Annotated in this window: 19 protein-coding genes; 1 reads left to right on the forward strand and 18 read right to left on the reverse strand. The window is 46.4% G+C overall.

The genetic code is table 11. The features are described from left to right. Positions 1-28: 28 nt before the first annotated feature. The 16 genes from F1325_RS15715 to F1325_RS15785 form a co-directional block, all read right to left on the reverse strand. The gene (locus F1325_RS15715) at positions 29-781 is read right to left on the reverse strand and encodes an NYN domain-containing protein (protein WP_156734047.1); all 753 of its coding nucleotides are present in this window, start codon (positions 779-781) and stop codon (positions 29-31) included. Between the two features lie 109 nt (positions 782-890). Then, the gene (locus tag F1325_RS15720; RefSeq protein ID WP_156734049.1) at positions 891-1,223 is read right to left on the reverse strand and encodes a DMT family transporter; all 333 of its coding nucleotides are present in this window, start codon (positions 1,221-1,223) and stop codon (positions 891-893) included. A 455-nt stretch (positions 1,224-1,678) separates the two neighbouring features. Continuing rightward, positions 1,679-2,386 carry a hypothetical protein gene (locus tag F1325_RS15725; RefSeq protein WP_156734051.1) on the reverse strand — a complete coding sequence of 236 codons (708 nt, stop codon included), beginning with the start codon at positions 2,384-2,386 and terminating at the stop codon, positions 1,679-1,681. Positions 2,387-2,475: 89 nt separating this feature from the next. Next, a complete protein-coding gene (locus tag F1325_RS15730) occupies positions 2,476-3,549 on the reverse strand; it encodes a DUF7146 domain-containing protein (protein WP_156734053.1) in 1,074 nt (357 codons plus the stop codon). 91 nt (positions 3,550-3,640) lie between these two features. Then, complete coding sequence (locus F1325_RS15735; RefSeq protein WP_156734055.1) at positions 3,641-3,982, reverse strand: plasmid-related protein; 342 nt, start codon at positions 3,980-3,982, stop codon at positions 3,641-3,643. Further along, a complete protein-coding gene (radC, locus tag F1325_RS15740) occupies positions 3,982-4,479 on the reverse strand; it encodes a RadC family protein (protein WP_156734057.1) in 498 nt (165 codons plus the stop codon). The genes F1325_RS15735 and radC overlap by 1 nt, the downstream gene beginning before the upstream one ends. 85 nt (positions 4,480-4,564) lie before the next feature. Next, the gene (locus F1325_RS15745) at positions 4,565-6,220 is read right to left on the reverse strand and encodes a VWA domain-containing protein (protein ID WP_156734058.1); all 1,656 of its coding nucleotides are present in this window, start codon (positions 6,218-6,220) and stop codon (positions 4,565-4,567) included. A 69-nt stretch (positions 6,221-6,289) separates the two neighbouring features. Continuing rightward, entirely contained in the window at positions 6,290-6,730 is a 441-nt protein-coding gene (locus tag F1325_RS15750; protein ID WP_156734060.1) for a hypothetical protein, read from the reverse strand. Between the two features lie 61 nt (positions 6,731-6,791). Further along, entirely contained in the window at positions 6,792-7,745 is a 954-nt protein-coding gene (locus F1325_RS15755; RefSeq protein ID WP_156734062.1) for a DUF3150 domain-containing protein, read from the reverse strand. A 98-nt stretch (positions 7,746-7,843) separates the two neighbouring features. Continuing rightward, entirely contained in the window at positions 7,844-8,611 is a 768-nt protein-coding gene (locus F1325_RS15760; protein ID WP_156734064.1) for a hypothetical protein, read from the reverse strand. Continuing rightward, a complete protein-coding gene (locus F1325_RS15765) occupies positions 8,611-9,570 on the reverse strand; it encodes an AAA family ATPase (protein ID WP_024015927.1) in 960 nt (319 codons plus the stop codon). The genes F1325_RS15760 and F1325_RS15765 overlap by 1 nt, the downstream gene beginning before the upstream one ends. 209 nt (positions 9,571-9,779) lie before the next feature. After that, entirely contained in the window at positions 9,780-10,796 is a 1,017-nt protein-coding gene (locus F1325_RS15770; protein ID WP_156734065.1) for a YqaJ viral recombinase family protein, read from the reverse strand. A 60-nt stretch (positions 10,797-10,856) separates the two neighbouring features. After that, positions 10,857-11,000 carry a hypothetical protein gene (locus F1325_RS19210; RefSeq protein ID WP_164530179.1) on the reverse strand — a complete coding sequence of 48 codons (144 nt, stop codon included), beginning with the start codon at positions 10,998-11,000 and terminating at the stop codon, positions 10,857-10,859. Positions 11,001-11,082: 82 nt separating this feature from the next. Then, positions 11,083-11,901 (reverse strand): phage recombination protein Bet, encoded by an 819-nt coding sequence (bet, locus tag F1325_RS15775; RefSeq protein WP_156734067.1) that lies wholly within the window; start codon positions 11,899-11,901, stop codon positions 11,083-11,085. 79 nt (positions 11,902-11,980) lie between these two features. Further along, positions 11,981-12,400, reverse strand: a complete 420-nt coding sequence (locus F1325_RS15780; protein WP_040132793.1) for a single-stranded DNA-binding protein — start codon at positions 12,398-12,400, stop codon at positions 11,981-11,983. Positions 12,401-12,415: 15 nt separating this feature from the next. Beyond that, positions 12,416-12,742 (reverse strand): plasmid-related protein, encoded by a 327-nt coding sequence (locus F1325_RS15785; protein WP_160230693.1) that lies wholly within the window; start codon positions 12,740-12,742, stop codon positions 12,416-12,418. A 367-nt stretch (positions 12,743-13,109) separates the two neighbouring features. On the opposite strand from F1325_RS15785, the gene F1325_RS15790 reads away from it, so the two are divergent. After that, positions 13,110-13,712 (forward strand): hypothetical protein, encoded by a 603-nt coding sequence (locus F1325_RS15790; protein WP_160230694.1) that lies wholly within the window; start codon positions 13,110-13,112, stop codon positions 13,710-13,712. 166 nt (positions 13,713-13,878) lie between these two features. Here F1325_RS15790 and F1325_RS15795 read toward each other — a convergent pair whose 3' ends face one another. Further along, complete coding sequence (locus tag F1325_RS15795) at positions 13,879-15,783, reverse strand: UvrD-helicase domain-containing protein (RefSeq protein ID WP_160230695.1); 1,905 nt, start codon at positions 15,781-15,783, stop codon at positions 13,879-13,881. A gap of 8 nt (positions 15,784-15,791) precedes the next feature. Beyond that, a complete protein-coding gene (locus F1325_RS15800; RefSeq protein ID WP_160230696.1) occupies positions 15,792-17,744 on the reverse strand; it encodes an ATP-dependent nuclease in 1,953 nt (650 codons plus the stop codon). Between the last annotated feature and the right edge of the window lie 524 nt (positions 17,745-18,268).

Raw genomic sequence — 18,268 nt, forward strand, 5'->3', positions numbered from 1 at the left:
CTTTGAGCGAAAAACGGACATTATCGCTTCAATCAGCCGACGCGTTAGCGGTCGGCTGCATTGGTTTGTTAAGTTGCTTTGCTCGTTTCTTATCCTTAACCCACAATACAGAACCATTTGTTTTTTTCATTTCAAACAAATCTATTGCCATGAATAGATCACTCAGTTTTTTGAATCCGTAATTTCGCTGATCAAAAGATGCATGGTTAGAAATATGAGTGCCGATAGGCCCAAGCATAGCCCAACCGTCTTCATCTTCCACTGCTTCGATAGCCTGCCGTAGCAATTTAATTAGTTTAGTATCGCTTTTAATATTCCGGCTTTGTTTCTGAATGGGTTGTTCAACCTCTGCTTCATCGTCTAAATACAGAAAGCGAGAGCAACTGTTCACAAAAGCTACTGGGGCTTTACGCTCACCAAAACCAATAACGAATTTACCATCAGCCAGAGTCCTCGTTACCAAGGGAGTAAAATCGCAATCGGATGATACAAGGCAAATGACATCGACATTTTTCGTATATAGAACATCCATGACATCAATCACCAACGCCATATCAGTCGCATTTTTGCCTTTTGTAAGATCAAATTGTTGAATCGGTTGAATAGCAAACTCATGCAGCACATCTTCCCAAGCTTTCAGGTTTTGATTTTTCCAGTTCCCATAAGCTTTTCTGATATTGACCACACCATAGCGAGCAAGCTCAGATAGCACTTTATCAATCTTTTTTGCTGGAGCATTATCAGCATCAATGAATACTGCAATTTTTTCTTTATCTTTCACTTATGCCTCCTTGCAACTTAACGCCCGCAGCACGCGCGGCTTTGTAGTGGAGGCGCAGCCGAAACGAAAAAGCCGTCGCCGTGCCTGCGATTGTTAGATGCCTGACTGCTCAATGAACGCTAGTCTTGGATAATAGGTTAAGAATTGCCACACCGCTCACAATAAACCCGATACCAACAAAGCCCCAAGCGTCCAACTTCTGCCCATAAACACCCCATGCAATCAAAGTCACCAAAGCGATTCCCAAACCTGCCCAAACCGCATACGCTATACCTACAGGGATTGATTTAAGAGATAGCGAAAGAAAGTAGAAAGCAATTCCATAACCAACCAAAACCACAAGGGACGGGCCTAGTTTAGTAAACCCATTGGTAGATTTTAGTGCAGTAGTTGCAACTACTTCTCCAAATATTGCAATAGTTAAGAACATCCAATTTTTCATAAAAATTAACCCCTAAGCGTCAAGAAGGAGCCAAATTTTAAGGAACATTTTTTGAAAATGTCAGTCTTGTTGTAAAAAATTATCTGTGAGCAAACAACATCTAACAGTTGTATATTGTGCCAGCACACTTTCTCTGGTTGAACCAGATGACACAGCAACGTTAACATATTGATAAAAATTAAATAATTACAAACGACGACTACGAGCTGCGACCCAAAGCGTGCTGGCACATTATTACTTTTCTGTGGCCTGTTATTTTTAAGTTGGTCCGCGCTAAGTAACTAAATTAGTGTGTTTTTCCTTCTTCAGCAACAGATAAATGAGCCTGTTGATCTGCTCAAAGTGTGCCTATCTTATGGTTAACACAAATAACACTGTGTATTTGTCCACGTGTACGACTAATGTCAGGTTTTGGCACATAAGTAATATTCAGAAAGTGCGAATACTACATTAGCTTACTTTACTGCAAAAACCGTAACCAATGTCTTCATTGAGTCACCCGTAATCATAACAAAGTGCATTTTGCTACCAAGATGCTGCCAGAACTCGGCCTCTTGTGCATATTTTTTAGCTTTTTTAGTAGCGACGCTTTCTGGTAACTCGGCTTTAGTTAGCGCAGAACATAGCAGCTTTGAGCATAAAGCCTTCCAAGGATGCTTAGGTACGCCGTCTGAAAGCCGTTCCACGAACCTTTCAAGCGCGTGACGAGTCACCACGACAGGTCCAATGTTCGGAACGTTGATGACCTCATCGATTTCTCTCACTGTAGCATTATCGACGCTGTATTCTTCGAAGGAATGTGAGAGCCAATCGTCCCGCTTCTCTACCGAGATCTGTGCTTCCTGGTATCGAGTGAGCAAAAACCTAGTCAGGCTGTAAAGTGAATGCTGAGTTGAGCGTTGTTTCTGTAACTTTTTGATGGCTCCTTTACTGACTCGGATTTGAAGCCCATTGCCGCTTCGGTTACTCCCGATCACCTCTTTCACTGACAATAGGTGATGAATCGCATAGAGCTCAGCTGCAATTGGCTTTTGCTGCTCAGAAAGCATGTCGTACTGCTCACCTAAATTGACCTTTAGCTCGCCACCTCTTCGAATGCCGGTCTTCCAGTAAACTGTAAACTCACCTTCAATCTGCTTTGTTAAAAGGGTTAATACCATCATGTTTATTTCTCCTATTGGTTATCTATTTTTCATTCTCCATGTTTTTTTAAATATGCAAGGCGCAAAAAAAGGGGCCGAAGCCCCTTGGATTAGATATGAACTTTAGGAAAGCCCATGGCACCGTAAACATTCAGCACATCATTCCAATCCCAACTTTTCACGCCAAGTGACGTTGGTATCGGAGGGATCAGGACTTGTGTCAGAATGCCTTTCTGCCAAGCTTTTTTCTTGAGTTCATTCGCTGCATTCAGGCCGGTCTCAGAGAGATCGTGATCTGCCCAGATGTACAGCATTTTCACATTACTTGGTGGTTCAAACCTAGCCAGTAGCGTTGCATTCACAACCGACCAACATGTTTGTCCCGTTGCTCTGGTAACCGCTAAAGCTGTCTCTATCCCTTCAGAAACACCTAGTACCTCACCAGGCTCACCAATCGGAATGGCACCGCCAGTGATTGTTCTGTCACTTGGTATCGGCATCATCTTTTTAGGCTTTTCAACCGGTGCTTTGAATCCATCTTCACTTAGGTAGATCCGATGAAATGTGGCCGAACGCCCTTGCTGAGTAACGATTTTACCTAGCAGCGCTGGGTAGCTATCGATAAACAGACCATCTTCATCATGGTAAGGCAAGTTTGGATGAAACCTCAGCACCGAATCCCATTCAGGACGAAGCCGGGTAACAATGCCACGACGATGCAAGTAGTTCCAAACTGGTTGCGCACGAGTATCTGCAAGAGATAACGTTTCTCCCCAGGCTTGATTCAAGCGATGGATAATCGCTTTGTCCTCGTCCTGCTTTCTAGCCTTCCAATCAACAGCGTTACTCGGTATTGCCCGAGATGGTGCTTGTATTTGTCCGGGTTGAATACCTAGAACTTGGCCAATTGCTTCAACAGACTGGGCAAAGTTCCATCCATTAATCCAAGACAACAGTTCAAAGCCATCATGAAAGATACCGCAGGTATTACAAACGCCACCACCGGTATATTCAGCATCTTTGAACAGCCTAAAGCCATCACGACCGCCATGAACAGGACAAGCCACATGACGGCCTTTTCGAGCAATAGCGGCATCAAGTTTTGGCACCAATGCCGCCAAGACTTGAAGCCATTGGCCATTAAGATATGGCCTTACTGTTTCAATTTGTAAAGGTAACGCCATATAACCTCCTTAAGTAAAATGCCGACTCCTACCACAGGTGGTAAAAGTCAGCTTAGGTCCTGCATTGAGCCGTTTGGTTAATGCAGGAACGTTAGTCAAGCTGGATACCATGTCGTCTTAATAGCCACATGATGGAATCACGAAGCACATCAGGATCGACAACCGCAGCCATCGCGCAAACACGAAAGCAAAATGGCGCTATTTCGTCATTTTGAATCCACGACAACACATCCTTGCGCAATCGAGTACTGACACGACCGTCCAGCAATACACGGATCGCATCCAATAAAATGCCTTCGCGTAACTGCCAGATTTCCGTGTCAGACCAAGTGACTGGGCCATCATCAAACTCAAATAGAAATTCGAGCTGTGATGATGTGTGTTGATGGGACTGCTTTTGTGATGTAGGAGAATGGGCAATGCGCCCATTCATTAAAGATAACCGCGTTCGGCAAGCGAAACGCAGCCCTCGGATGCGACCACAACATGGTCAAGCGTTCGAATATCAACAAGTGACAAGGCGTCACGGAGTCGATGAGTAATGCGTTTATCAGCTTCACTTGGCTCAGGATCACCCGATGGATGGTTATGAACCAATATCACTGCTGCTGCATTAAGTTCTAGCGCTCGCTTTGTTACTTCCCTTGGATACACGCTCGCCGCATCTAAAGTGCCTTTGAACAGCTCTTCAAATCGAATAACGCGATGCTTTGTATCAAGAAACAGTACGCCAAAGACTTCGTGCTCATACTCGTGCATCAGTGTTTGCAGGTATGAGAACGCCGACGATGGCTGTTCAATTTTTCGACCTTTACTCAATCGACCACGGGCAAGCTTGAGCGCCATATCTAAGATATCCGCTTCAGTCACTTGCTCAGGAACGATATAAGTACCGACTTCTTCGCCAGCTAAGAACTTTTTGTTTTTCATAGGAGTCTCCCCAAAGAAAAGCGGAGACGAACCCATGCCCTGAAGGGGACGGAATCGTCCCCGCAGGGTGGTAAAATTGATGTGGTTACTGAATTAACAGTTGTTGTGTTACTTCGAATAACTCACGCTTCAGATCTTTGACGTCGTTAATCACGATGCTTTGTGGAAAGAATTTCTCAACACTGCGTGTTTGAATCCCGATCCCCAGCAGCTCAAAGCCACTGCGTCTGCACCGGTCAACAATGTCATGCGTGGCAGCCCAATCATCTGGGTCACCATCCGTTAGCACTATCATTAGCTTTCGCTTCTGTTTTTGCGCTAACAAACTGTTTGCCGCAAACCACATCGCTTGTGCCATAGGCGTACAACCTCGTGGTTTTTGGTCAAAACAGGCGGCCCGATGTCGAACCGATTGCTTGGGCAATAACGCGATAGATACTTCCTGATGAATACCAGGAAAATAACTGACCGCAGGTACAACACCCGGTATGCCTTCCAGTGCCATGGCCAAAGCCAAAGCGGCTTCATTGGCAACATGAAAGTACTTTCGATTACCTTCTCCAATGGGTTTACCCATTGAACCCGATATATCGACCAGCAAGTGCACAGCAGCATTAGGCGCAATGCGAGGTCGCCTTTGAATAAACAATCTCGACTCACCTGCTTGTGAAGCGGCAAGACGATGGGTTGCAACTCGAAGACCGTGCCTTTTGGCATGATTCCGATTGTCCTGACTGGACTGAACCATGCCCCTAAGTCGGGCTCGAATTTGAGCGGACTCAGACGCCGATAAGGTCAAGATGGCCTCATCACCCAACATAGCTTGCTCTGCTTGGGGCAAACTGAGTGGAGTGACACCCTGATGTCCTTCAGCTTGTTCCGACAACACTTCTGCCACTTGTGCAAAGGTATCGGATTCAAACTGAGCGGCACTGGCCTCTAAGGCTTGTCGCAAATTGTCAGCTTGCTCAGAGTTATCAGAATCTCCCGTTTCAGCAGCATCCACCATTGCAGACGAGTCTGCTTCCGGGGTTTGACTGTCACTACTGTTATTGCTGTCATTACTCGCATCTTGTCCAATGTCATTACCGTTATCAGCATCCGACTCACCCTGTGGTGGACGAGATTCGTCTTCCAACATGGCAACGATGGCATCGACAAGTTTCAGCACTTCACCTGTAGAGCCTAAGCTAGGCACTGCTGTCAGCATGGCGCTTAACCGGCTCATCGCTGCGGCAGGAAAGAGTTGTCTCACTCTTTCATCAACTGCTTGATACAAAGGCGTCAGTGCTTTCTGACCGAGAAAATGGCATCTCAAGCGGAACAACAACCATGCTTGCAAGTTAGATGCAGGCTCAAGCTGTTCAGGTACACACATTTGCTGAGTGTCCACCATGTACTCAATCACTTGCGAAATACTGCGCCGGGTTCCGGGGTAATCCTTTGCCAATTCGTTTTCAATTCGCACATCCTCAATGATATTGAGAAGTGCCTTACGGATCGGCTTGGACGACGCCTTCTGCACCATGTCAAAATTAGTATGCCGAATATGCGCCGCTTCATGAGCCAGATAACCCCAAGCTATCTGTTGATAGTGTGGGTCGTCTGGGTTTGCTGTTGGGATCACAATCCGCTCACCATCGGTAAACGCATCTTGTCCTTGAATAAGCACCTTCACACCAAACTTTTCGCCATAAGCGGCGGCAACGATTGGCAGTGCGTTTTTTAATGGATGATTCATGGGAGTCTCCTAATCATTAGGGGGAATACTCCCTCAGCGGGAGCGTTTCCCCGCTGGTAATGTAAGTGTTTAAACCTGTGCTTTTAGCTTATCCAGGTCGTATTTTTGACCTAACCAAGCCACCAATTGAGCTGGACTCTCGTGCTGTTCAAATGACGTTTTAAGCTGGTCTAAACTCAGGATGTCATCTAATGTCAGACCGTACTGGTCTTGTAACTGAGTAGACACCTCGTGTTGATATTGCAGCCAGGCCCGCTCATGAGCAGTTTGCTGCAATGCCATGTTTGGAACAAATACCATGGCCGTTACCCAAGCTCCTTGTGCGTCCGCATCTGCGATCAGCACAGGGTTCTTGGGGATCACGACACTATGTGTTGAGTACGACCGTTGTGCTAACGTTCGACAACACGCCACTTCTGGTATCGATTCACTTTCAACCGCATCAGTCACACCACGAAAATGTGGTTCAAACTGGTTCAGTTGGCTGGGGTTATGGATGGTTGATTGCATAATTTCCTCTTACATAGTTCAGAGGACATGCGCCCTTCAGGGCAACATGCCCTCAAGGACGTTAGAAATAAAATGAGTTTGGTAAAGTCGAACCAAGGTTTGGTCTGACGGTTGGTTGTGGTATTGCACGTAAGTTATCTGCCTGAGCAGATACTGGCTGTGCGGGTTTAGGTTCAGGTTTGGGCATCAGTTGTCTGATATCCAATTGACCTTCACCGTGCATTCTCATCTTGTCTGGATCAGACAAAATTAAAATGGTCGCCATCAGTTCGTGATAGAGATTGTCTGTCACAGGGCCGGTCTTCGGCAGACGAACAAATAAATTGTCCATCGCTTCAACCATCGGCTGGACTCGATGATCCAGGAATGACAAACCATCCAACTTGTCTCTTAACCGTTTCAGAGGATTAAGGGCTCGCTGGCTGATTTGATTCTTACCTGCAACGGAACGCTCAAACAGTTCATTGGCATCACGAGCCACCTCCCTAAAGAGGGTGTGTCCCATGCCATTGACCTTGTCATCTAAGCCACCAGCTTGTTCAGCCGGTTGCATTCGATAGATGGCATAATCGAACTGAAGCCGTTGTTCCACGTCTTCGATGGGTGACAGCGCACGCCGGATTGCATCTGCAAATTCCGGGTGTTTTGCAACCCAGTCAAACGTCACCTGGTCATAGTTGTCCAAGAACAACTGCTTGCACTGCGCAAACTCCTGACCGATCCGGTCAAGCTCTGGAACAATCTGATCAATTCGGTCCTCAGGGACGGCATAGCCACCTAAAAACCGCACACCGACTTGCTCACACAAGCGCTGCGCTTCTTTCTTAAGCCTTTCAAAGTTCGCCAATGCCTCTGGGTCGCAAATTTTTTTACTACCTAAACTGGCAACATCCTTCGGTGGAAGTTGGCTGCCATTAGCTAATCTGAAATCTTCAGGCCTTAGTTTTTTTCTACCGCTCCAGATGGAACAGTCGATGTGACAAATCAAAAGTTTGTCGAGGGTTTGAATACTCATAGTGCATCCTCATGTAAGATGGGGACGCACCACTCCCAACAGGAGCAATGGCCCCCGTTTGGGTGGTAGTAGTTGACGCGCTAATGGCAACATCACTATCAGAAATAGTAATTTTGCGAATCAGGCGACGATTGGTTGAGATCGATTTTCACAGGCATTAAGTCCAGTGCTTCAGCTATCGGGCGAACCCGCTCTAAATCACTGCCTAGCAACCGCAATACATCTTTTTCCAACTTCAGTTGGTCGGATACTTCTATCCCTTCAGGACTCGCTACTGTGAGCGAACACAATGCTGGTAATTGACGCTTAAAGGCCAGTAACAGCAACAATGGCCACGGGCCATCATCAGTGTTAACAATGCCAGCGCCTTCACCTGACACCATGCTGATTTGATTGGTACTAGGTAATCCGCTTTTGCAAAACCCTAATGACCATTCTCCAATCCTGACCTGGTTATCATCAATGACAGCCAAGCCATAGGCTTCAAGCAGCTTTGCCATATCGAACAACGCTTTTTGCGCCAGCGAGATTTGGCCATTGACGTCCTTGCGAGTACGAAACTCCCAACTGACGTTATTGGCGCACGCGACGCTATCTAGCGCATTTGAGAGTTCAAATGGCCGCCCTTGATGATCAATGCCGACTTGTCCAACAAATCGATAACCCTTGTTGATTTTCTCATTGATTCTTCGGTCTGCTTCTGCGTTAGGATCAGTCGAGTCAATCAATCGCTGCTGCGACAATTGACCAGATTTTCCAAACCGAACTTCAATCGCCCGGGTATCTGATCCAACGTAAATGGCCCATTCTTTGGCTGTCCCATCAGAATGACTGTAACGGTAAAGAGCAAAGCACTTTTCCATCATCAATCCTCCCAATGGTCACCGAAGACATCAGCGGCAATACGGTGAATGGCTTCTCGTTGCTCCAACTCAGCACGAGCCGTCAAAGACCGAACCAGTGCATATTCCACTGCGTTAGGAGCGCCTTTAAAAGCAAGTGTTAACTTTGCCCAGCGCACTAAGGTTCGAGTAGACATGGTGATACTAAGCTCAGCACCGCCATCCGCTCCCCCAATAAAAAGACGACGAATGTCACCAGCCACCTTCACCATTTTTTGGCGAAAGACTTCTGGCAAGCCAGGCGCAACGTTCTCCAGAATGGCTTCCTCTACAGAAGGCTCTGCATAGGTCGCTTCGATGATTCTAAAGCGATCAAGAAAAGCCAAATTCTGTTGGAGCACACCTTGATACAAGCCCGTTTGGTCACCGCTGCCCGCACTGTTGCCGGTTGCGATAAAACGAAACTTGGTATGTGGCATGATGATCTCTCCGCCATTTTGTGCAATGACCAACGGGGCACCTTCCAAAATGTCATTGAGCCCAGCCAGTTCAGCAGGCTCAGCAAGATCCATTTCATTAATGATCAGCAAATGGCCATGCTTGACAGCCAGTGCCAGCGGTCCATATACAAAAGTCATGTTGCCATTAACCAGCGTGTGGTGACCGATAAGATCGGACAACTCCAATCGACCGTGCGCAGTAATTTGCTGAACAGGCCAATTCAATCGAGAAGCAACTTGGCAAATTAGCGAGGTCTTACCGCATCCCGTGGGGCCTGTAATATACAAACCGTCACCGTCTGGGTGAGACAAGAACGCCAATACATCACGTAAGTCTTCTTTTCTAAAAACATACTCGTCCTTGCGAACGGGAATGTTTGGATGGGTAGTGTCGGCACTAAATCCTTCCAGAACGAAAGCATCAGGAGCCGGGACATTAAACGCTTGATTCACTTGAACCAAAAATGGGGATTGTTCAGTCATGGTAAACCTCATCAGTTTTGACGAGGCCCCATGCCCCAACAGGGAATGAAGTCCCCGTCGGGTGGTGTGTTGATTGTGGTATGGCTGTGTATGTAAGAGTTCAGCTCGCTCTATCATTCGTACCCAGCATTGGCTACGAGTGAAACTGCTTTCTGATGCACTCGATGTAAGCGCATGAGAAAGGAGCCGAAATCGGCTCCAAGTGAACGTTAAAAATAAAATGAGCTCAGCGAGTCACCTGGCAGAACCAAGTTCTCTTGCTCAAGGCTGATTTTGATTGGTGTTTCAACGGGCTGATCTGGCTTATTGGTGCTGATGCGCAACCGCTCTTGTGGCGCTTTTCGGTAAGCGGCTAAAACCTTTTCATCCAGCTCGCCTAACTTATCGGTGGCCAATTGCTTATAGTCCACCGTGCCCGCCATCATGTAGCGGCTGAGTTTGACCCCAGCATAATCCGCATGAGCGTAGTTACCCATCATGGCGACCAATTTTGACTGAGCGTCTCGCATTTCCTCTTTCAAAGATTTAATGTGATTTTCCAGTCGGACCACTTCGGCATGTGCTGAGCAATACTGTCGAGACAGCGATGTCCAACGGTATTGGGCTTCACCCTTGGGAACAAAACAATCTTGCTCAGGGCATTTTGACGGTTCTTTTTTGGTCTGTACTAACTCCCAAAACTGTAGCGCTGTTTCTTGCAACTCAGTTAAGAAAGCCGCGTCTCGTTGTATTTCAAACTCAATCAGTTGATCCTCAAAATAGAATACCAACCAACCACGCGTGCTATTGGCGACCAGTATTTGATGCTGTACTTGTACCCAATACAACTGGTACGCCTCGCTTTGTTCTCTGTGAGCTTGCACATCCTCAAAAACTGACTGGCTAGGACATTTCAGTTCAACGGGTTCGCCCGCATCGTTGATGCCATCAAAGCTGGCTCGAAAGATTGCGTTATGATCGGCTTCTGCACATAACGGCAGAAGAAAGTCATTATGCGCATTCTCAAATGCTCGCCTTGCTTGAGGCTCCAACCGTATACCGCGAAGCACATTTGGATTATTCGACAGGTCTTCCGGTAATACGAATCCGGTTTTTTCTGCCCATAATCGCCAAGGTGTTTTGTAGGGTGAACGCCCCATAATAATTGGGGCTTCAGATGCCGTAACCCCTGCAATGCGCCACTGGTGCCATGCAGGAGTACGCTGTGATAGGTCGATAACCTTCATATTGCCTCCTTTGAGGGGAGACTCCCCCGAAGGAGAGAACTCCCCTTCAGGGTTAAGTGGTTACTTTGCAGCTTGTGCTAACGCTGTTTGGTGCTGAACAACACTTGCTTGAACCGAATCAATTGCCGCTTTACCGGCTTGAATCGAACCTACGACAAGGGCAACAACCAATACCAAGCGAAAAAGTGAGACTGATTTAGTCATGGAAGATCTCCAAAAAAAAGACGAGACCTTCCCCCTGACGGGAGAATAATCCCGCCAGGGTTAGTAAAATGAATGCGTGGCGCTAAGAAGCTAAAGGCTGTGTGAGCGCTTTGACTGCTTGTTGCTGTGCATTAAATATTTCTTGTTTCGCAAACGTCAGTTCAACACCTTGAAAATGTTCATTGGCATATTCCAATGCACTATTCCAAGCGTTTGAAGCTTCCGCCCGCTCTATAAGCTTGTAAACAAGCCCTCGGGTTCGATCATCAACTTGCTCGGGTGGAATCACTGATGGCTCAACAACGTGTGTTGCTTGGCCTTCGATAATTCGCTCCGCTTCGTCTTGATCGAAAATTCCCACAAAGCCAAACGCAATGCGGGAACACTGGATCATGGATTTATGTCTTAGCATTCGCTTAGTGTGCGTCTGCCATGGACCATCTACACGGTAAGGGCCATTTTTGCCGTTACCTTCAAAAGGCGGTCGATAGACTTCATCCAGATACTCAGTGATTTTAACTGGGTGCGAACGGTCGCGCCGGTAGATGATGCATTCCATCCATTCCGGGCATTCTTTCGCGCCATCCAGTGAGACTTTGTTTTCTGAAGTCTTAAACTCCATGCCATCAAACTGGTCGTGTTGATTAATGATGCGAGACCATCCATCGACACCTACCACTGGAATAATCCCAGCTTGTTTATCAGGGAACGCAAAAATCTCTTTGGTGAAAGGGTTCAAGCCGTACTGATCTGCAACCACCAAAAGCGCCATCATCTGCTCATTGGTAGGTGCACTACCGTCACGTTGCTTGAATGCTGTTGCTTTTAGGGTATCGAACAATTTGTTTGGATCGACACTAAAGCGCTCAGCAAAGCGTTGGATTAGCTTTGGTTTTTCCATTATGGACTCCGACAATCAAAGTGGGAGTCTGCCCCTGACGGGAAAGTACTCCCGGCTGGGTTAAAGCGTTTTCGCTCGGTTAAAAATCTGGTTCAGGATATGTTTGTGCCCAATTACCTTGGGAGCCCGCATCATCTGCCGGTGATGGCTCGGATGCTTTGTTCACACTATCAAGAAGCAGAAACTCGTCCGCGTCCACTTCGGTCAATCGATGCTTAATGCCATCTTTCTCCCATGAGCGCGTGCGCTGGGGCCCTTGAACAAAAAGCTTCGCTCCTTTTTGGATCAAATCTTTTGCCCTTAGCCCTAACTTAAATCCACCACGATCTCGAAAAACAACCCGATGCCATTCCGTATGCTCTTTGAGCTCATTGGATTGACGGTCGCGCCATTTCTCAGAAGTGGCCAGCGAAATGCTGGTCACCAAATCACCTGATGGATAGGCTCGCGTCTCTGGCTCAGAGCCAACGTAGCCTATGAGTGTTACTTGGTTTTTCATGATGTTCTCCTCGTCTTAGTTGAACTCTGTGCACACAGTTGCTTCTACCCGGCTGGGCAAAGAAGACTGACGACGCAGATAGGTTGGTATTTCGAGTAAAGCCATGTCGTACTGATGTGGCTCTTTGTAAAACGCAGATGTCAAACGGGGCATACCAGGAGCTTTAGGCACTGCCATTGGACGACGTTTTGGTTTTGGTGTGAGCAATCGCTTGATTTGAGTAAATACAAATCGAAACGGGCGCACGCTTTGACGAGCAAGCAATCGCAAAAGCGACCAGCTCAGTTTTGCAAGCAACATAATGCCTGCGATTTGGATAATAAATCCGAAGATATATTCCATTGGTGACTCCTTATGTTGGTTTTGAAGGAGTCACCCCCAACTGGGGAAAACTCCCCCAGTTGGGTGGTGAAAAGGCGAACCGTAAGGAACGCATGGTTGAGCATGTAAAAACATGCAGGCTATTTGTTTAAGGAGGCTAGCTACCTCTTAGTACCACTGAGAAAACTCAGCAGCGGGCTTCCTTTGAGCTCATGCTCTCAGGCGCAGATATCACTGAAACAGATCAGCAATATTTGATAGTCAGTGTAACCGTCTTATCCAGACAGGATAGTCAGAAAGATGCTCAATTCTTCCACCTAGCTGAAAGGTCATTACCTCACAGAGGATTAGGCTAGGGACTGATTATTGTCATATCAGGAGCAAACTTATGGCCCAAGAAAAACCCAATTACTCAAAACCCATCTTTGAACAATCATTCACAATTAACAGCTTACAGGCGCAACGTGTCGTTGACCGTGTTTTTAGACGGACGGTCAGTGCGCTTTACGGAATCGATGTCATCCTACGCATCATTGGCGATGAGACCGAAATTGATGAAGTGGAACAGATCATTAGCCAGTTGATCGGGGATTGCGCTAAGGCGGTAGACAACGAACAAGCTCGTTTGGACAAACTGATGGAGTCCAACGGCATCGATGAAGTACCTGACTACACCGACCCGATTACCTTCAACGCCAAAATCAGCTCGCCTCAGGTTGGCCAGTTTGTTGGCTTAGTTCGCAAACTCGATGCATTGATGATCTCAATGGACACCCTCTGGTTATCTAGCGTGCTTAGTAACAAGCAACGTGTTGATGGCAACTACGCATGGCAACAGCGCATCATCAAACTGGCTCGACGCATAATTGATATCGAAATTCGAGCACGAAAATCAGCCCAAGCTAAGGGTAAAGAAGCAGAAGTTGAGCAAGCGGTGCCTTCAAACGATGACGATATCACTGAAGAGGAAACGGATAACCCCGCCAACTAGCCAGCTAGGCTCCCATCACACAGCCCCTCTCGAAGGGGCTATTGAAATTTAGTGTTGTGGATTTTGAAACACAGTTTTGGACATAAATGAGTCGCGGTTTCGCCTAATTAGCAGTTAACAATTTAGCAACGGTATCACAAAAAACCAAATGGGGTGGCCAAATTCACTATGACACTACACTTGGTGGAATCACATACTCCTGAACACCAGCGGCTTCCAACAATGCATAGAAGTCTGCGACATTCGCTCTTTGTCCTCTTTGCTGACAATAGGAAAATATTGCCCTTTGTTTTGCACGAGACAGTGCTACAAAAAATGTCGATAACCCTTCGGAATCGCCAGGTCGATAGGACCACCAAGCATTATCATCGATCCCCATGAAAATAGTTGTATCGAATTCCAGTCCCTTGCTTTTATGGATAGTCATCAGAGGAATCTGATTTGTACCTTCAAATTCTTCCAGGAAATTTTCCCAGGAACTCTGGGTATCAACACAGTTTGTAAAAAACTCTTCAAGCGCTGTCAGGTTAATTTCAAGCAGATCTCCAGTAGCATAACGAGCAAATGTTTTCCGAAGATCATTCAAATCAATAAAGGTAATAATTCGTTCAAAAACGAGACGAGCATTGTCTGGTGTAAGCGATTGTCGCATCAACTCCTTGAGTTCAGAAATAAATAATGCTAATCGGCGTTCAACCTGTCTCAGTGCTTTGTCATCTTCTGGCGTTGTGTTACGAAGCAGCTGTACATCTGCTGATAATTGATTCCAAACTTGCGCATTTCGATGCCCAAGTCCCAGCCTTAGAAGATTAGTAAACAAAATAGTCAGCTCCTCAGCAAGTAAATCCTGAAGAGTAGTTTTACCTATTTTTACGCTTTCATTTCTCAAGCGAAGCCCGTACTGAGTTAAATATGAAGACAGCTGCTCTTCGTAATCCTCAGGTCTTTGACGCACCAGAACGGAATAGTCCCTTGGATTCAATGATCTGCTTCGCATGTCACTCGCAATCCACTGCGCCAAGTAATTGGCCTCATGATCTACGTTACGACTAAAACAAATCCAAGCTGCATCACCAGAGACCTGACTGTGGTTACTTGTTTGAACCTCTCTAACCTCATGGTCAATAGCTTGTGCAATAACATGTTGTATCCTGACCAGTTCAGGAGAAGAGCGGTGATTAAGCAACAGCGGATATCGTTGTGCCGAAAAATCGGCCTCAAACTGATGAAACGCATCACCTCGGGCTCCTGCCCAACCCATGATCCTCTGCTTATAATCCCCCACAACCGTTACAGTTGTTTCACTATAACCGAAGGCTGACAACAGGAAATCATATTGACCATAAGTCGTATCTTGGAATTCATCCACAAAGACATATGGATACGTTGCTCTCAGAGCTCGCCGCACATGGTCATTGGTACGAATTATATATTCAGCCAGCCGATTTATTGTCATAAATGTCAGCTGTGATGGCTCTTCATCTCCGCAACTTACTTGTTCGGATAACCAATTATCATAAAGAGTCCGTTCCCCTATGTCGTGCGAAGCTAAACCAAGTCTCCTTGAGCCAACAAATGTAGACTCAAAAGTTATTGGGTTTATTCTGGCTATAGCATTCAACAATCCAGAGATATGACTATTTTTTTGCCGCTCTCTACCTAAAAAACAAGTTATCTGCTGGCGAGTTGCAAAAGTGACATCATATGGTTTTGTTGGTCTCCATTGTGGTGGCAACGCCATACGAAAACGGTCAACTATATTTTTAGAAAAAGCGTCGAAAGTCATCGAAACAAATCGCCTACCTAGCTCTTCTGGACACCGTTTTTCCACCCTATCTGCGAGAATTTTTGCAGCGTCGGTCTTGAATGATATGGCTAGAATTTTCTTGTTTGGTGGGCATAGGCCTGTCTCAAGTAGATATGCAGCCTTTTGCGCTAAAAACTCTGTCTTTCCCGCTCCAGGTCCAGCTATGACGCTTATGGATTCTCTTCGCCTTAGTGCTTGCCATGCATTTGGCTCAAGATCATCGATACCCTGGGGCTGCCAGTGCTCAGATTGAATAAACTTCACTTTCCCCCCTATCTCTGAAGGGCTGCGTGAATAGACTGAACCAAAGACCGCAATTCTTCTGGCGCGTTCTGAGCCAACTGAACTGACGGAATAGATCCAAGCACTCGGATGTGCGTGCTAGGCTTACCTCTTCCTAAAAACAGGTACCTGTACCAGCGCAAATTTTGCAGATCATCTGCATAAAATTCAGGACTTCCCTCGTCCCCCATAACTGCATTCCCAGGCTCACCACGATTAGATGGCCCGTTAGAACTTTCGTCTGGAGCAACGCAATATTGGTCAGGAAATGCCTTCAACATCGAATAATCAATATCTAATGGGCTTGAGAAGTAAACAGCATAGTGCCTGAGTGCGTTAACCCAAGAGCTAATGCTAGTCCAATCAGCAGCAGACCCGGTATCAAATGCAGCAAGATTATGCTGGTATCCTAACGGGTTGAGGTATTGCCCAAATATCTCACTTGGTTCTACCCCATACTCTATCAACTTGGAGACTGCGTTCTTAATCCTACCCCAGCCACCGCCGTGCCGCCCCCAATCCAGATCGAGTAATGTAATAAAAGGAATCTGTAAATCTGTTAGTAGACGCCACATGTGGTTTACATGGCGGCCCCCTAATGGAACCATGGCAACAAAAGACTTATCAATTGGTATTCCCATCGCTTCTGATATGGCAGGAAGAATTACCTCTTCTGAAGCCCCCTCCCCGAGAACCACGACCTTAGCAAAATACAATTCTGGATAGGCTCTCACCGCCTGCTGAATATACTTTGCAGCTTCATTCTCTTCATCGGGTAAAGTAAGTTGACGAACAACAGTGGTGTTTGATTCTGTTGCTAGCCTGAAGTGTCTTACTTGCTTTGGTTGGATCCTGGCGAGAATACTCGGCGAATGGCTAGATAGTACTGCTTGAGCTCTTAAGCCATGCACTAGGCTGCTGATCTGGCTAATAATTCGAGATAGATAGTATGGGGCTAGGTTATTCTCCGGCTCCTCAAGTGCCAAAATAGTCAATGAGGGCAAGGGCAAGTCTGCACCCAGAAAATCTTCACTCTCTGGTTGGGCTAAGATCTCGGTTTCAACATCAAGAGTGGCTGAAGTCATGGCGATGTGAAACAACGAACTTTGGCCATCACTTAGCTCATCAATGCTCCGATCGCGACCACTTTCATCAGGGTGCAGCAGTACCTCTACCTTACGAACAAATTCTTCAAAACGTAGGTCGACCGGACGAAACTTCGGTGTACTATCAGTTCCAGCAGAATGCAGCTCCTGCCAGCGGCCTGTGAGCTTTTCAGTAACGATACTAATCGCATTTTCACCCTCAAAGGATTCATTCAGCTCTGTAGCCTTTTGAGTAAAAGATGACCGTACTTGTTCTGACCAGTTAATAGCTTTCCAAAGCCGACCTTTCAGAAAGGCTGATACCTGGGAAGCTGCACATCGTGTGGCAGGTACGTAAATTAATTGGATTCGAGAACGATCCGCTGGGCGCACATTGTGAAAATCAGCATCTTCTGGCTCACCCCAGGTTGTAACCGCGCGGAACTGGCTCGTGATGTACCCATCTATTGAACCATCATCTTCCCATTGTGCGTCCAAACGCAAACGGCATTTCAGCTTGCCCCCCTCATCAGTCACGCTCATATGGTGAAAGAAGTCTGGTATCACGGAGTGGTCTCCGTCTTCATCATCCAGTTCAGGAAAGGCGACAATGGCTTCAAGCGTTAGAGTCCGCTTACTGGGGCTATCTTCTTCAGAAGAGGGAATGTGAAAATCCTGACGGCGAATCGTCCGTTGTTCATTTGAGATGCCAAACATGCGCTGTAAGGCCTGCATCAAGACCGTTTTCCCAGCACCATTTGCTCCAACCAAGGTGGTTAGATCCGGATCGACAGCTATGCTCTGGACCTCTGGTCCGAAGCTTCTAAAGTTCTGTAGTTTTATCCTCTCGATATGCACAGCAGATCCTCTCTCCTAAATACCCATATATTAGATGGGGTTTCTATTGCAAACTTTCAACTGACAAAGCACGGCCATGTGATCGCATATGGGGTACTGGATCAAATACGTCCACCTAACCTAGGGAAGACTATAATGAAAGCAACGTTGAAGTCGCTTCTAAGCAGTGTTATCAGGTGAGTTATGTCCCTGACAGCTGTTTGCAAACTTTATGAGAATCATCTTCAGATATCGAAGCACTGACATCGTATGCCAAGCCATCACACTAGCTCTCTCCTAATGGCTTTATCTACAATTGGCGGCATCAACGCTTCTAGCTCAAATGAAGCGAACATGGGCACCATATTCTTCTCACCAAATATTAGAAAAAGTAAGGCAGACTGCCTAACGCTGTTTGAGAGGTTATGCCTTGCTGGCACGGAATGGGGCAAAAGCGCGTTAGCTGAAATATGTTCGATCTGTGATCACAAAGTGCAAAAATGGTTACTTTAAAGCGGAAAAACACATTAAAGTAACCAATATGG

It is taken from the genome of Proteus columbae (assembly GCF_009914335.1).
In the GTDB taxonomy this organism is placed as follows: domain Bacteria; phylum Pseudomonadota; class Gammaproteobacteria; order Enterobacterales; family Enterobacteriaceae; genus Proteus.

What these genes read in the sequence shown, in the direction of transcription:
- F1325_RS15720 (WP_156734049.1), bottom strand. Translation starts at nt 1,223, where the DNA reads ATGAAAAATTGGATGTTCTTAACTATTGCAATATTTGGAGAAGTAGTT.
- F1325_RS15725 (WP_156734051.1), bottom strand. Translation starts at nt 2,386, where the DNA reads ATGATGGTATTAACCCTTTTAACAAAGCAGATTGAAGGTGAGTTTACA.
- F1325_RS15730 (WP_156734053.1), bottom strand. Translation starts at nt 3,549, where the DNA reads ATGGCGTTACCTTTACAAATTGAAACAGTAAGGCCATATCTTAATGGC.
- F1325_RS15735 (WP_156734055.1), bottom strand. Translation starts at nt 3,982, where the DNA reads ATGAATGGGCGCATTGCCCATTCTCCTACATCACAAAAGCAGTCCCAT.
- radC (WP_156734057.1), bottom strand. Translation starts at nt 4,479, where the DNA reads ATGAAAAACAAAAAGTTCTTAGCTGGCGAAGAAGTCGGTACTTATATC.
- F1325_RS15745 (WP_156734058.1), bottom strand. Translation starts at nt 6,220, where the DNA reads ATGAATCATCCATTAAAAAACGCACTGCCAATCGTTGCCGCCGCTTAT.
- F1325_RS15750 (WP_156734060.1), bottom strand. Translation starts at nt 6,730, where the DNA reads ATGCAATCAACCATCCATAACCCCAGCCAACTGAACCAGTTTGAACCA.
- F1325_RS15755 (WP_156734062.1), bottom strand. Translation starts at nt 7,745, where the DNA reads ATGAGTATTCAAACCCTCGACAAACTTTTGATTTGTCACATCGACTGT.
- F1325_RS15760 (WP_156734064.1), bottom strand. Translation starts at nt 8,611, where the DNA reads ATGATGGAAAAGTGCTTTGCTCTTTACCGTTACAGTCATTCTGATGGG.
- F1325_RS15765 (WP_024015927.1), bottom strand. Translation starts at nt 9,570, where the DNA reads ATGACTGAACAATCCCCATTTTTGGTTCAAGTGAATCAAGCGTTTAAT.
- F1325_RS15770 (WP_156734065.1), bottom strand. Translation starts at nt 10,796, where the DNA reads ATGAAGGTTATCGACCTATCACAGCGTACTCCTGCATGGCACCAGTGG.
- F1325_RS19210 (WP_164530179.1), bottom strand. Translation starts at nt 11,000, where the DNA reads ATGACTAAATCAGTCTCACTTTTTCGCTTGGTATTGGTTGTTGCCCTT.
- bet (WP_156734067.1), bottom strand. Translation starts at nt 11,901, where the DNA reads ATGGAAAAACCAAAGCTAATCCAACGCTTTGCTGAGCGCTTTAGTGTC.
- F1325_RS15780 (WP_040132793.1), bottom strand. Translation starts at nt 12,400, where the DNA reads ATGAAAAACCAAGTAACACTCATAGGCTACGTTGGCTCTGAGCCAGAG.
- F1325_RS15785 (WP_160230693.1), bottom strand. Translation starts at nt 12,742, where the DNA reads ATGGAATATATCTTCGGATTTATTATCCAAATCGCAGGCATTATGTTG.
- F1325_RS15790 (WP_160230694.1), top strand. Translation starts at nt 13,110, where the DNA reads ATGGCCCAAGAAAAACCCAATTACTCAAAACCCATCTTTGAACAATCA.